The sequence below is a fragment of the Psychrobacter sp. NPDC078409 genome (genome assembly GCF_050268505.1).
Classification (GTDB): domain Bacteria; phylum Pseudomonadota; class Gammaproteobacteria; order Pseudomonadales; family Moraxellaceae; genus Psychrobacter.
This window is the reverse complement of the sequence record NZ_JBNNGW010000003.1, coordinates 52,766-67,823: the sequence shown is the minus strand read 5'-3', so window position 1 is coordinate 67,823 and position 15,058 is coordinate 52,766. Positions and strand designations below refer to the sequence as shown.

General features: G+C 41.2%; 11 protein-coding genes. 4 read left to right on the top strand and 7 right to left on the bottom strand.

What is annotated here, in order from left to right; translation table 11 throughout:
• Positions 1 to 18: 18 nt before the first annotated feature.
• Entirely contained in the window at positions 19 to 792 is a 774-nt protein-coding gene (locus ACQKC9_RS06300) for a pyridoxine 5'-phosphate synthase (RefSeq protein WP_427621008.1), read from the top strand.
• 20 nt (positions 793 to 812) lie between these two features.
• On the opposite strand, the gene ACQKC9_RS06295 is transcribed toward ACQKC9_RS06300, so the two are convergent.
• The gene (locus ACQKC9_RS06295; RefSeq protein WP_427621006.1) at positions 813 to 1,541 is read right to left on the bottom strand and encodes a pilus assembly FimT family protein; all 729 of its coding nucleotides are present in this window, start codon (positions 1,539 to 1,541) and stop codon (positions 813 to 815) included.
• 584 nt (positions 1,542 to 2,125) lie between these two features.
• Between ACQKC9_RS06295 and ACQKC9_RS06290 the strand changes: the two genes are divergently transcribed.
• From ACQKC9_RS06290 to mscL, 3 genes are all read left to right on the top strand, one after another.
• Positions 2,126 to 3,421: an OmpA family protein gene (locus ACQKC9_RS06290; protein WP_296209691.1), complete on the top strand. Its 1,296-nt coding sequence runs from the start codon at positions 2,126 to 2,128 to the stop codon at positions 3,419 to 3,421.
• Between the two features lie 349 nt (positions 3,422 to 3,770).
• Positions 3,771 to 5,621: a translational GTPase TypA gene (gene typA, locus ACQKC9_RS06285; RefSeq protein WP_057758402.1), complete on the top strand. Its 1,851-nt coding sequence runs from the start codon at positions 3,771 to 3,773 to the stop codon at positions 5,619 to 5,621.
• Positions 5,622 to 5,901: 280 nt separating this feature from the next.
• A complete protein-coding gene (gene mscL, locus ACQKC9_RS06280) occupies positions 5,902 to 6,357 on the top strand; it encodes a large conductance mechanosensitive channel protein MscL (RefSeq protein ID WP_427621005.1) in 456 nt (151 codons plus the stop codon).
• A 111-nt stretch (positions 6,358 to 6,468) separates the two neighbouring features.
• On the opposite strand, the gene ACQKC9_RS06275 is transcribed toward mscL, so the two are convergent.
• The 6 genes from ACQKC9_RS06275 to cysM all read right to left on the bottom strand — a co-directional run bounded on the left by ACQKC9_RS06275 (position 6,469) and on the right by cysM (position 14,729).
• Complete coding sequence (locus ACQKC9_RS06275; protein WP_427621003.1) at positions 6,469 to 6,909, bottom strand: hypothetical protein; 441 nt, start codon at positions 6,907 to 6,909, stop codon at positions 6,469 to 6,471.
• A gap of 290 nt (positions 6,910 to 7,199) precedes the next feature.
• A complete protein-coding gene (gene mutM, locus ACQKC9_RS06270) occupies positions 7,200 to 8,141 on the bottom strand; it encodes a bifunctional DNA-formamidopyrimidine glycosylase/DNA-(apurinic or apyrimidinic site) lyase (RefSeq protein WP_427621002.1) in 942 nt (313 codons plus the stop codon).
• A gap of 55 nt (positions 8,142 to 8,196) precedes the next feature.
• Positions 8,197 to 10,734, bottom strand: a complete 2,538-nt coding sequence (locus ACQKC9_RS06265) for a RelA/SpoT family protein (protein ID WP_427621000.1) — start codon at positions 10,732 to 10,734, stop codon at positions 8,197 to 8,199.
• A gap of 423 nt (positions 10,735 to 11,157) precedes the next feature.
• Positions 11,158 to 12,729: a 23S rRNA (uracil(1939)-C(5))-methyltransferase RlmD gene (gene rlmD / locus ACQKC9_RS06260; RefSeq protein WP_427620999.1), complete on the bottom strand. Its 1,572-nt coding sequence runs from the start codon at positions 12,727 to 12,729 to the stop codon at positions 11,158 to 11,160.
• Positions 12,730 to 12,790: 61 nt separating this feature from the next.
• Positions 12,791 to 13,615 carry a 3'-5' exonuclease gene (locus ACQKC9_RS06255; protein WP_427620997.1) on the bottom strand — a complete coding sequence of 275 codons (825 nt, stop codon included), beginning with the start codon at positions 13,613 to 13,615 and terminating at the stop codon, positions 12,791 to 12,793.
• 142 nt (positions 13,616 to 13,757) lie between these two features.
• Positions 13,758 to 14,729, bottom strand: a complete 972-nt coding sequence (gene cysM, locus ACQKC9_RS06250) for a cysteine synthase CysM (RefSeq protein ID WP_427620996.1) — start codon at positions 14,727 to 14,729, stop codon at positions 13,758 to 13,760.
• Positions 14,730 to 15,058: the final 329 nt, after the last annotated feature.

The following is a 15,058-nucleotide window of genomic DNA, read 5'->3' as shown; positions in this document are numbered from 1 at the left end:
TTGTCCAAAGGATTTTTTATGAGTAACTGTGTATCTACCTCATCTGAAAACAATTCAAAAAAACCTTTGTTAGGCGTGAATATTGATCACGTGGCAACATTGCGTCAAGCGCGTGGTGTGAGTTATCCAAGTCCTTTGGCTGCTGCATTATTGTGCGAAAAGGCAGGGGCAGATGGTATCACTATACATTTACGTGAAGATCGTCGTCATATACAAGATGCAGATGTTTATGAAATGGCAGGGCAGTTGTCGACGAGAATGAATCTAGAGATGGCCGCAACTGATGAGATGCTTGCAATTGCCTGCGAAGTTAAACCTTTTTGGGTATGTCTAGTACCTGAAAAGCGGGCAGAGTTAACGACAGAAGGTGGTCTTGATGTTGCAGGGCAAATTATGTCTTTAAGAGAGTATGTTCATAAGCTACAAGATTCTAATATTAAGGTTTCCTTATTCATTGATCCTGATGACAAGCAGATTGCAGCCGCGATAGAGTGTGGTGCAGACGCGATAGAATTGCACACTGGTGCTTATGCCGAAGCTGGCTTAGCGAATGATACTGACGCACAGTTGGCTGAACTTAAAAGAATCGAACATGCAGTAGCTACAGCACAGAGCCTAGACGATAAATTGCTTATTAACGCAGGTCATGGCTTAACGTGTGACAATGTGAATGCCATTGCAAAAATTAATGGTATATATGAATTAAATATCGGTCATGCACTTATTGCAGATGCGGTGTTTGTAGGGTTAGAAAGCGCTGTGACAATGATGAAAGAGGCCATGTATAAATAAGTTTACATATATGGCATCTATTACCCATTACATTTCGTAGGGTGGTCTACATTAAGTTTGTGTTTGACGATACCGGATTGGTTAAAAGAGATTTGGTACATTGACTTGTTATAAGAAGAGGTAGGACAGTATTTTATATGGCCGAAGTGTCCTCGCGGTCTGCCGCTATCACCCCAAAATTTAGTATAGTGACGCCTACCGCCAACTCTTAATTTCACTGTACTATATCTTAGGTTTAAGGATTGCTGAGTTAATAAGGTATCTACCTGAGGATCGAAATGCTTATTGTTATTTTTATCTACGAATAGCAGAAGCGTTTTATCACTGTTCCGATGGCACTGCTGTGCATCATTCGATAAACAAACCAAGACATCCTGCCGACTTATATAACTTTCGGCCTTCGCTAAGGATAAGATATTCTCTAGTTGATGCTTGACACGTTGGGCTTCCATTTGTGTTAAGTGCGTTAAGATGCTTGGCGCCGCAATGGCTGCAATAATTCCCAATACCATTGTCGTCACAGTTAGCTCAACGAGAGTAAAGCCGTTTGATTGCTTAGCACTGAGAATATTATTGTTCTGAAAGGATGATTTCCTATAACTGACTAACTTCAATAGTTTATTGAATAACCTAGATGCAATAGTTAAGAAATTATCAATTCCATACCTGCCTTTTCTGCAAATAGGTAAACAAAAGGTAAAAATGACTATTCTCTTATAATAGTCCAGTATCTTATAAAATAAGTTCATAAGGCGCTACATCCTATAGCTGTTAGTTATCCAAGTAGAGAACAACGTTTAACACATCCTTGTGTTGACTATCCTTCGAGTACACCAATTGTCCAAATTCTTTAAATTTTTTCTAACTTAACTGTATATAAGACAGATACAATTGCTAATTAATTGATTTTCAGAAGAATATTGGTTTTTTACAATATATATGTAATATATAGCAACTGTCAAAAAATGTTTCAATTAGTGAAAGAACGATATTAGCAATAGAGAAAAAATTCTAATTGTAATAAAATGCTTCAAGAAAATAGCTATTAATAGACTATTCATCTATCGCAAACTAATGTGTAAAAGATAAGAAGCGTAAGGTGTGTTAGTTCTGGGTAACTTAGACTGTTTATTGTGTTTTAGTTACAACATTATCGTGTAATAATGTGTAGCTCGTTAACGAAAAAAGTTGTAAACTGAATTAATAATCGCTAAGCTACTCCTTAATTGGTTTTGCTTTGTAACTTAAAATGCGTAAGAGATGTCTATCTTAGTACGTCTTGAGAATCGGTTTTGCTTAATGCATCACTAAAATTATCCTTTGGAGGAAGTCCATGAAATTGAACAAAATAGCTCTAGCCCTTGTTGCTGTAGCGGCTGCACCGATGGCAGCTAATGCTGGTGTTACTATTAGCCCATTGTTACTTGGTTATCACATGACTGAAGAATTCAGTGATACCTCTGACAAACAGCGTGAAGTTCTTACTACTGGTAAAAACTTGTATGAAAACGCTAACGGCGATGTTATCGGTGATGGTAGCCGTGGTAACAGCAATGGTGGCGTAGCCAAAGAAAGCAGCCTATACACTGGTGCAGCTTTAGGTATCGAACTTACTCCTTCTACTCAGTTCCAAGTAGAATATGGCGTATCTGATGCAAACGGTGAAGCTTCTGAAGATTCAGCTGATGCAGGCGTTAACCGCTTTGATATCGAACAAGAAATGATTTCTGGTAACTTCTTGATCGGTACTGAAGAATTCACTGGTTACACTGATAGCGCACTTAAGCCATACGTACTAGTAGGTGCTGGTCAGTCTAAAATCAAAGTAGAAAACCAAGAACAGTATACTAACTCTAACGGTGAAGTAGTTGCTGCTGGTACTGAAGTATCAAACTCTAAAGACACTATCGGTAACCTAGGTCTAGGTGCTATGTATCGCATCAATGACGCGCTAAGTCTACGTGGTGAAGCTCGTGCGATCCATAACTTTGACAACAACTGGTGGGAAGGCATGGCTTTGGCCGGTCTAGAAGTAGTACTAGGTGGCCATTTAGCACCTACAGTAGCAGTACCACCTATGCAAGAGCCAGTAGTTGACAACACTCCAGTAGTTGTTGTTGAAGCTGATCTTGATTCTGACGGTGATGGCGTACCTGATAGCATCGATGCATGCCCAGGCACTCCAATGAACGTTGTAGTTGATGAGCGCGGTTGCCCAGTACCAGTAGACATTACTGACGAACTGAAAATGGAACTACGTGTATTCTTTGATAACGACAAGTCAGCTATCAAAAACCAGTACAAGCCAGAAATCGCTAAAGTAGCAGAGAAGATGCGTGAGTATCCTAACTCTACCGCTCGTGTAGAAGGTCATGCTTCTAAGACTGGTCCTTCAGCACGTTATAACCAACGTCTATCTGAAGCTCGTGCCGTTGCTGTTAAATCTATGCTAACTAACGAATTCGGTATCGCTCCAAACCGTCTATCAACTGTAGGCTATGGTTACAACAACCCAATCGCTTCAAACGACACTGAAGAAGGTCGTGCTATGAACCGTCGTGTTTATGCCATCATCACTGGTGACAAAACAATGACTGTTGAACAAACTAAAGATATGGTTGTTCAGTAAGTATTAGCAAAATAACCGTATAGTAAAATATACAGTTACAAAAAAAGCCACCCAATGGGTGGCTTTTTTTTATTTATGTATTGAGAAAAGTGAGTTATTACATAAATTTATGAATCAATAATGTTATACTAGCCACCCAAACATTCTGTAAATTAACAGCATGTACATTAGCATAGCAATCTGTATGATGAATTCGTCAGTATAGATATTTGATTGTATTGAACTTTTTTATTTGATAGCATTCTTTTTTGCATCATCTTAGATTCAATATCTATCTGATTGATGATGAAAGTTTATTCAGCAGCGCTTACTGCTACTGCATTTTTTTAAGACGAAACGAGCATTTTATATGGCGAACGATATCAAACACCTGCGTAACATTGCAATTATTGCCCACGTTGACCACGGTAAGACAACTTTGGTTGATAAGTTATTACATCAGTCTGGTACTTTTGGCGACCGTGCAAACATTGCTGAGCGTGCAATGGACTCAGGTGATATTGAGCAAGAACGTGGTATTACCATTTTGGCTAAAAACACAGCTATCCGCTGGACAGATAAAACTTCAGAAACTGAATACCGTATCAACATTGTAGATACCCCAGGTCACGCCGATTTCGGTGGTGAAGTTGAGCGTGTAATGTCTATGGTTGACTGCGTACTTTTGGTTGTTGACGCTGTTGATGGCCCAATGCCTCAGACTCGTTTTGTGACGCAAAAAGCATTCGAACAAGGTCTAAAGCCGATCGTTGTTATTAACAAAATCGATCGTCCTGGCTCACGTCCTGATTGGGTAATGGATCAAATCTTTGATTTGTTTGACAACCTAGGTGCAAATGATGAGCAGCTTGATTTCCCAGTTGTTTATGCTTCAGCATTGAACGGTATTGCAGGTCTAGAAGCAGATGATTTAGCTGATGATATGACGCCATTGTTCAAAACTATCGTTGACGTTGTTCAGCCTCCACAGGTTGATGCTGACGCTCCGTTCCGTATGCAAATCTCAAGCCTTGACTACAACAGCTTTGTTGGTGTAATCGGTATTGGTCGTATTCAACGTGGTAAAGTTAAACTTAACACGCCAGTGACTGTTATTGATAAGCATGGCAAGACACGTAACGGCCGTATCCTAAAAATCATGGGTTACCATGGTCTTGATCGTATTGACGTTGAAGATGCACAAGCCGGTGATATCGTTTGTATCACAGGTATCGATGCGCTAAACATCTCTGATACTATTTGTGATCCTAACAACGTTGAAGCACTACCAGCACTAACGGTAGATCAACCTACAGTATCTATGAACTTCCAAGTAAATAATTCACCATTTGCTGGTCGTGAAGGTAAGTTTGTGACTTCACGTAACATTCGTGAGCGTCTTGAGCGTGAATTGATTCATAACGTAGCATTGCGTGTAGAAGACACTGAGTCTCCTGATAAATTCAAAGTATCAGGCCGTGGTGAGCTTCATTTATCAGTACTTATCGAAAACATGCGTCGTGAAGGTTTTGAGCTAGGTGTTTCTGGTCCAGAAGTTATCGTTAAAGAAGTTGATGGTAAGCTACAAGAGCCGTATGAAAACGTTGTCTTCGATATCGAAGAAGAGCATCAAGGTTCTATCATGGAGCAAGTTGGTCTACGCAAAGGCGAGATGACTAACATGGAGCTAGATGGTAAAGGCCGTATGCGTATCGAGGCGACCATACCAGCGCGTGGCTTGATCGGTTTCCGTTCTGAGTTCCTAACCCTGACTTCAGGTAGTGGTATCATGACCTCGAGCTTCTCACATTACGGTCCACAGAAGATCGGTGATGTTGGTGGTCGTTCTAACGGCGTATTGGTTTCTATGGCAAATGGTACTTGCCTAGGTTTTGCTCTATTTAACCTACAGAAACGTGGTAAGTTGTTTGCTGAGCCACAGCTTGAAGTTTATGAAGGTATGATTGTTGGTCTTAACTCTCGTAACGATGATATGACTGTTAACCCAACGACTGCTAAACAGTTAACCAACGTACGTGCTAGTGGTACTGACGAAGCATTGACGTTGACGCCAGCAGTGAAATTCACTCTTGAGCAAGCGCTTGAATTTATTCAAGACGATGAGCTAGTCGAAGTAACGCCAAAAGCGGTACGTATTCGTAAACGCTACTTGACTGAAAGTGAGCGTAAGCGTCACGGCCGTGGTAAGAAAGGTGCTTAATGTCAATAAGTGAGTTACTTAGTAATTCATAGTATTGATGTTTGACGCAAACACTTAGTGTCAGTAGTTTCTACGGGCACTGAGTGATTCAGAAATGAGCAGTATAAGGTGAACTATTAGTGGTTCACTTTATACTGCTTTTTTTTGTGTTGTAATCTTGGAAAAATACAGACAGAATGAATAGTGACGTTAATGTATTCAATTATTAACATGAAAGCTAGATGTGACACTAATTATATAAATATCTATTTGCTTATAGATAAATTTTGAGGAAAAAACAATGAGTATGGTTTCAGAGTTCAAAGAGTTTGCTGTCAAAGGTAATGTGATGGATTTGGCAGTCGGTGTCATCATCGGCGGGGCTTTTGCTACCATCACAAAATCTTTGGTAGATGATATTATTATGCCTATTGTCGCTTTTATCTTTGGCGGCGAGATTAATTTTGAGAACATGTTCTTAGTTTTAGGCGATGCACCTGATGGTATTGCTATGACTTATGATGCGCTCAAAGAGGCAGGTGTACCTGTATTGGCTTACGGTAGTTTTATTACCGTACTTATTAACTTTCTAATCTTAGCTTTCATCATCTTTATGATGGTTAGAGGTGTCAATAAAATGCGCCGTGCTGAAGAGGTAGAGGAGGTTATAGAAGAAGCAGTAGAAGAGCCATCAGAGGAAGTGAAGTTGCTGCGTGAAATCAGTGCCAAATTAAGTAATACTAGTATGACGAAATAAATTATCAATTCGTTGACAATAAAAAAGGCTAACTTCTTGTTAGCCTTTTTGCTATGAAATAGTCAAAGTTATTCTTGTGAACTATTTGACGTGCCTACTAAAAGCAAATTGTTACGGAGTGACCACTACATAGTCATTGGTATTAATCAAAATTTCTGACGGTTGATCGACAACGATACGTACCACGTTATTATCAATAACTTGAGATTTGTAATAGTTGTCTTCTGCGACTGTACAGCCTAAACAACGTCCCATCGCATCCCAAGGTTCAACAAATAGCTTCTGCTGTGCTTGATCTGCGTTACGACCGATAAGTGAGAAAGGTAGGCTTACGATATAAGCTGCTGTTCCAGCCACAGCATTCACGAGTTGCAGTGGTTTACCAACAATAGTATCAACTACCATCGTCTCGTATGAAGGCCCAAAATCAGTTTCATCAATTTCTATAGCTGCAAAAGTAGGCTGGATAGTGGCAGCTACCAATCCTAGAGTTGCCAATACAGTAAAAAATCTCTGCTTAACTGTGCGTTGAGTTTTTGCTTTAACAGTCATAACGATATCCTGAAACTCATAGTAGTATGATTAATGGCTGCTGCTATCTTCACACAGGAATCTTGCGGCAACAATGGTTAGGCTAAATATTACAGAAAAATAAATGATACGCACTATTTATGTAAGCGCTAGCACTATTAAAGCAAGATGTGCGCTAATAAGCAACAAAAATGAGAATAATCTAGTTATAGCTTTGGCAGTATTTGATACTTTTAAAAATAGATAATCTGTCTAGATATTAGCTTCATTTAATCTAAATATACTATAAGCAAATAGATATCAGTTATTAGCTATTTTAACGGCTGACAATTTGGACAATAAACACTGGCTCTACCAGTAAGCTTGATGTTTTCTAGTGTCATACTGCAATGTAGACAGCTTTCGCCTTGTCTACCATACACATTTAAGGTTTGTTGAAAATAACCAGTCTGACCGCTTGCTACTGTGAAATCTCGTAGTGTCGAACCGCCCAATTTTATCGCTTTCTTTAAAATTTCTTTAATATGATTCACTAAAATGACAATCTGATCGTATGAAATTTGATTGGCTGGTGTAGCAGGGTGGATGCCAGACAAGTACAGGCTTTCAGTTGCATAAATATTGCCAACCCCAACTACGACTTCTTGTTCCATGATGACAGATTTAATAGCCCGAGTAATGGGTTTTAGTCGCTTATTCGTTTTAGTATCATCTAACGATGACCCATTGCTATCTTGACTAGATAAATCTATACGCTGGATTAAACTGTATAAATAGTCTGCGGTAAAATCTTTTGAAAGCGGTTCAGGACCTAGATGATCTAGTAGTTTATTGCCGTAATCCTCATGCCATAGTACTGAACCAAAGCGTCTCGGATCGTAATAGTGTAGCTGAGATTTTTTATTAGCAGTATCATTAAAAACGACGACCAGATGATCATGTTTACGCTTATCAGTACCATAGCTGTGCTGTTGTAAGCTACCTGACATTCCTAAGTGAATAAGAAGCTGACGTGGTTCAACTTTACTGGCTGACATTGAGGCGTTATTCTGTGCAACTGCTGGCAGAAAATTAAGAATCAGATACTTTGCTCGGCGCTCGACACTCTCCAATGTGTAATTAACCAGCTCGTCTAAGTTATCTGGCATCATCCATCGCAGCTTTGGTTGAAATACTTTAACATCAACTACCTGTTGCCCCAACAATGGAGCAAGACTGGCTTTAGTGGTTTCTACTTCAGGTAATTCAGGCATAGTATTTTTTGACAACTCTATTGTGGAATAAACAACGACTGGCTTAAGGTTTCATTTAAACGACTGCACGGCGCGCGTGCAAAATACCATGTTGCTGTTCTAATTTTGCGAGCAACTTAGATAGATGCGCTAAGCCTGAGACTTCAATATGGAACTTTAAAAAAGCAATATTGTCGTCATTGCTTAACGTTTGAACTTGGCGAATATTGACGTTTTCTTTATCAATTATCTGTGTCAAATCACGTAGCAAACCGCGCCTGTCATATGCTTCGACATGAATATCAACGGGCTGATAACGCCCCGTCTGTACTTGCCAAGCGGCTTCTATCTTGCGCTCAGGGTCACGCTCGACTAGACGTAAGTACTCTGGGCAGCCTCGATTATGCACGCTAACGCCACGCGATAAAGTGATGTAACCAGCTATCGGTTCGCCATGCACAGGGTGGCAACAACCTGCCAAATTGATTTCGATATTATCCAAACCATCGATATGGATTTTATACGCGTCGAGCTTACCTGTATCTCGGTTATCTACATGCGGTACAAAGCTCTCTGGTGGTATCTCAGGCTCTAGATGTAGCTGACGAGAGATATGACTGGTCAACTGATTAAGGCCAATATCACCTGTCACCAGCCCTACAATAATATCGTCGGTCGTATTGACATGAAAATGCTGAATATAGTCGTTTAGATCAATACTATTAGGATGAACAGATAGGCGCTCAAGCTCTTTACTGAGCATTTGACGACCTATTTCAATATTCTTATCACGGTCTTGCTTATTAAACCATTGGCGCAGTTTTGAGCGGGCCCGATTGGTATGAATATAACCTAGCGATGCTACCAACCAATCACGATTGGGCTCACGCGAAGCCTTAGTGATAATCTCAACTTGCTCACCTGTTTTCAACTGATACGTCAGTGGCACATAGCGCTGATTGACGCGGGCTGCCTGCGCGCGGTTGCCAACTTGAGTATGCACATAGTAGGCAAAATCAAGAACGGTCGCGCCTTTTGGTAGTTCGGTAATATCACCGTCACGGCTAAAGATATAAATACGTTCTAGCTCATCAAAATCAACGAGTTGCTCTTCTTCATCAAATTCAATATCGTCTATCTCTTCGCCCGCCACAACAGCTGAGCGTGGCTGATTACGTGTCTCATTATTGATAGATAATAATTGGCGCAATGAGCTGATTCTTTGATTCAGATAGTTGTCTTTCTTATTCTTTAGCCCCTCTTTGTAATTAACGTGCGCACACATGCCAAGTTCGGCCTCAAAGTGCATCTCATGAGTACGAATCTGGACTTCTAGTGACTTGTTTTCTGCAATTACAGCCGTATGTAGCGAGCGATAACCATTGGACTTAGGGTTGGTAATATAGTCATCAAACTGCTCAGGAATGTAACGCCATAAACCATGTACTAGGCCTAAAACGTGATAACAGTCAGAAGGGCTATTGACCAAGACGCGCAAGGCACGAATGTCATAAAGCTGATCAAAGGATAGACCTTTAAGCTTCATTTTTCGATAAATAGAGTAGATATGTTTGACACGCCCAGATACTTCGCCTTCGATACTGGCGTCTGCTAATGATTCATTTAATTTGTCTTGTACGCGCTGAATATAGGACTCACGTTCGCTACGTTTTTCTGACAGTAGCTTAGCAATTTCTTTATAGCGGTCAGGCGCTAGATAACGGAAAGCTAAATCTTCGAGCTCCCATTTCAGCTGTGCAATACCTAAACGATGAGCTAATGGCGCATAAATAGTCATGACTTCACGTGCGACACGCGTTTGACGCTCTGGCCTAGAAAACGTCAATTCACGCATGGCGAAAGTACGTTCAGCCAGTTTTATAAGTACCACGCGCACATCGTTAGTAACAGAGATGAGCATACTATAAATATTTGATAGCTGATCTCGCTGATTGTTGACGAAATGGTCTTCTAAACGCTTGTTGCTCTCGATAATCTCCGACAGCTTACCCATTGCAAGGGTATCTTTCACAAGCGTCAAAATATCTGGACCAAAGTTTTTTTCCACTTCAGCGAGACTGATGATTGATTTGCGCGCACTGCGATACAGCATGGCCGCGACCAATGCGTCTTCATCTTGATAAAGATAGGTCAGAATATCGGTCATACCAATACCGGTCACATAAGCGCCTGAACGCTCAGATTCACTGGTATTCATATGACTACGAATAAACTCGCAAGCTGCACTTAGGTTGGGTACTGACTCTTGTCCAATACGCTTGGCCACATTATCTAGCCAAGTAGGTACGTCGATGTTGGCTTGGTCTAAGTCGACCGCCTCAAGCTCTTCGTTTGATAGCGCATTGCTATCATCCAAATACTCGTCTTCAGTGTGAGGATCATGCAAATGATAAGTGTGTGCAGCTGAGCGATCAAAAGTAGTATGTAGCTTGTGGGTTGCCAACTGGTATTTGATGTCGAGGGGAATTTGGGCATAGCTATTGGCTGACTGGTGAGAGCGTTGGCTCGCCACCAGTTGCGCCGCAAGTGTTGCACTATCGGCCTGCGTGGTCTGTCCATCCACCAGCGGTAATCCTTCACGAATTTTTACCATAGCCGACTCCTCTTAGCTATTTTGAATTGATTATAACCTCATCTACTATGCACACACTCTGAATTAACGATCCATAAAGTGTCAGCTATAAACCAATACAACTGCTAAAAATGTTATTTTTAGCAGCTATAAAATGCGCGTAAAATATATAAAGCTATGAGTGCAAATGCTTGCTATGTAGCGATTGGAAACATCATCAAAAACATAGGAAGATTGTTTACTATTATCTCATTTTAAAGTGACAAATCAAGCGAGCCTCTGTACGGCTGTGGTCAATTAAGCTAAATAATGGCTACTTATTAGCACAAATTTATCAAAGCTTTGAGTTATCTTAGATAATTATAATAACGCTTAATTGTCTCTTTAATTAGGTTCAACTATCAGTTGTTATTAACTATTAATCATTTTTGAAGATTAACAATGTTAAACCGCTACTTTTTCAAAGCGAGCGATAGATTCAACATGGCCCGTATGGCAGAACATATCCATCACGCCAGCATGAGTCAGACGATAGCCTTGTTCTAACAATGCTTTTGTATCACGAGCAAGGGTCGCTGGATTACAAGAGACATAAACAATGCGTTCAGCATTGAATTTTGGCAAATATTGCATAATCTCCCAAGCGCCAGAGCGCGGTGGATCAATCAATAGTGCATCAAAACCTTGGTTGGCCCATGGCTTATCAGTACAGTCTTGCGTCAAATCTTGACTGTAAAACTCAGTATTGTTGATACCGTTGCGACGAGCGTTGTCAGCAGCACGTTCGGTCATGGCTTCACTACCTTCAACACCGACTACTGAGCCTGTCTCGCCAACGAGGCGCGCTAGTGGCAAGCTAAAGTTACCCAAACCACTGAATAAATCTAGTACGCGTTCACCTGCTTTTAAGTCCAATAAGTCACAGGCAAGCTTGGTCATCTGACGGTTCACAGATAGATTTACTTGAGTAAAGTCAGTAGGGATAAATTCAAAAGTCAGGTCATACTCTGGCAATTGATAATATAAACGCCCAAATTGCTCGCTCAAATCATCAGCGTCTGTCAACGCAATACGTTGGATGCTATCAACGCCTTTCGACTGCAAATATAGCTGCCAATTACGCGCCGCAAAAAATACTTTTAGTTTGTCTATATCAGCGTCTGACAACGGTTCTAAATTACGTACGATGAGCGCAACTGGCTGATTACCATCAGGTAGTTCTGGCAGTTGCTCACCCATTGCAAGCTCAAGCTGAGCAATCTTGTCACGGCTCTCTAAAGTGCTAATAAGCGTTTTTAGGTTTTCAATCTCAAACCCAATACGTGGATCTAGGATATGACATTCATTTAGCTCTGCCAAGAAATTACTTGAACGCTCACGAAAGCCGACAAGCGCGGTTTCTTTTTTGACGACATAGCGCACGCCCAAACGTGCTTTGGTACGATAACCAAGACGATCACCGACCACAGGCGGGAGCCAATTGTCAGGTTCCGCGTTGGCTTGATGCATCAGCATTTCAGCTAGTACTGACTGTTTAAAGTTTATTTGACCATCTGGTTGCCAGTGCTGCAAGTTACAACCGCCGCAAGTGCCGAAATGCGGGCAGGGTGGTACAGCACGTTCAGGGTTTGGGTTGGCAGTGATACTAATGGCATCGCCTTCTTCAAAGCTAGCACGGCTATTGGTTATTTTTACTAAGGCGCTTTCACCTGGTAGAGCAAAGCTAACAAAGATTTTTTTACCGTGTTTATCTTCAGCATGGCCTTCAGCAACATCAAAGCCATTACCATAGACAGCAACACCGCGACCATCATGTGACAAGCCATCAATATTAAATGGAATTGGCTCTGCGTCTTTTAAACGACGACGTGTCTTTGATGATGGCTTTGATTTTTTCTTACTCGGCGGAATGACAATCGTTTGGGTGTCGTTGGTTTGAGCTTCATTCGTTTGAGCGTTACTGCTTTGCGCTGCCATATCAGATGCTGAAAATGTTTTTGAATCGGTGGGTTGCATAAACCTGCCTTAATAATAAATAACTAGAAGAGGGGAATAAAAACTACTAATAATGCGTATTCTATAATTCGGGTGCCGATGACCAGTCAGCGATAAACTCTTGATGTCGCGGACTACCGTTAGCTTGGGTATACTTTGCCAGATAGTCATAGCTCTGCTGCTGCCAAGCATCAAAATCTTGTGAAGACAACTGTCCAGTTAGACGTAACCAGCGTAAATAAATAAGCCAAGTGTTCATAACATCAGACTCACAGTATATAGATAGGGTCTGCCAGTCACTGCTACTAACAAGCGCGCCGACCATGCTGCCATCTACCTCAGTTTTACCAGGTAATCCGTACAGACTTGCGACGATATCCATGGCTTCGCGGCGACTAGCACCGTACTGGCTAAACCGATCCATCAAGTCTAGATGGCGCGTATGAAAGCGATTAACATAGTTATCAAAGCGCATGTTTTTAATACGCTCGCCTTCTTCGAACAGCCATGGTGCTGACAAATCATACTGCATGGCACGATATATCAGTACAGGTATGTCAAAGCCTGAGCCATTCCAACTAATAAGTTGCGGTAGTGTCTCAATGTCGTTAAAGGCTCTAAAGAATTTGGCTAGGATTTCTTTTTCACTAAATTTATCGGCAGTCAAAGAAAATAGCGATAACTTACCATCCTTGATATACAGAGCTGAGATACAGACAATACGCTGTAGGGGCAAGCGCATAAAATCATGCCCTGCCTCTTGCGTACGTATCGCTGTCAGCGCGCTTAACGCATCTGCATCATTAAGATCGGCCAATTGCGGATAGATACGGCGTGCTGCATCGACATCGGCGACAGTCTCGATATCAAAAACCAAGATAGGGTCGGATGGTAGCGCTTGTGACATAGATAATCCTGACTATTTATGAGCTTATAGTTAATTCATTATAAAAGAATAACAGCATTGACCTTGCTTGAAGTATTACATCTGCACTTGGTCGTTTTGCACTTTTTTTAAATTAACGATACTAAATGGTATTTCTTATACATTAATTAACTTCTGCGCTGCTGTTATCCGTATTGCTATCGTCAACGTTATATAAACCCGTTGATAAATAACGATCGCCACGATCGCAGACAATAAAGGCAATAACAGCATTAGGATTTTCTTTTGCCACTTGGGTCGCTGCCCATGCAGCTGCGCCCGAAGATACCCCAGCAAAAATACCTTCAGTCTTCGCCAATTTACGCATATAGACTTCGGCAATACGCTGATCGATATCCATCACTTCATCAATCAAGTCTGCATCAAAAATACCTGGCATATAGGCAGCAGGCCAACGGCGAATGCCAGCAATCGAAGCTTCTTCGTCAGGCTGTAGTCCGACGATTTTGACGTCTGGATTTTGCTCTTTTAAGTAACGTGATACACCAGTAATCGTACCTGTCGTGCCCATCGAGCTAATAAAATGCGTAATTTTACCTTCTGTCTGTGCCCATAGCTCAGGGCCTGTAGTCAGGTAATGTGCTTGACTATTATCAGGATTATTAAACTGATCCAATACAACCCCTTTGCCATCTGCTTGCATCTGCAATGCCAAATCACGCGCAGCTTCCATACCTTCGTCTACTTCAATCAGCGTTGCGCCATAAGCGATCATGGCATCTTTACGCTCTTGGGTAGAGTTGGTTGGCATCAGCAATGTTATCGGATAGCCACGCATCGCAGCGACCATGGCCAATGCGATACCAGTATTGCCACTAGTGGCTTCAATTAACATATCGCCAGGCTTGATATCACCGCGTTGTTCTGCTTGATAAATCATATTAAAAGCAGGACGATCCTTTACAGAACCCGCTGGATTATTGCCTTCAAGCTTAGCTAATACCGTGGCACCATTGGCAATGTGCTCTTGCTCAGGCAGGCGTTGAAGTTTCACCAATGGCGTTTGACCAACGCAATCAGCGAGGGTAGTGATTTGAGTAATAAAGTTAGCATTTGACATGGCCGTAGTGGACATAAAGTATCCTTTTCTATTTTTTAAATATGTTTTTAATGGCTTGTTTTTGATGGAAGCGCTGTTTTTATTGTTTGATCATAATTTTAGACAGTCGCTTGGGTTATAGGTTTACGGTGATAAGCGAGCTAAAAACGAAAGGCATTAGAGTGCGCTCTCATATGTTATGACTATGAGCGATATATTGTGGTAAATAAAAAGTGGCTTTATTATATCATTTTGTTTTCAGCTGCGCTTATCGCATCAAGGATTAATAGTCACTGTATCAGGTCAATGTCAATGTTACGTTGAAGGTTGCAAAAATGGGACTGTTCGCTTAAAGCCATACTCTC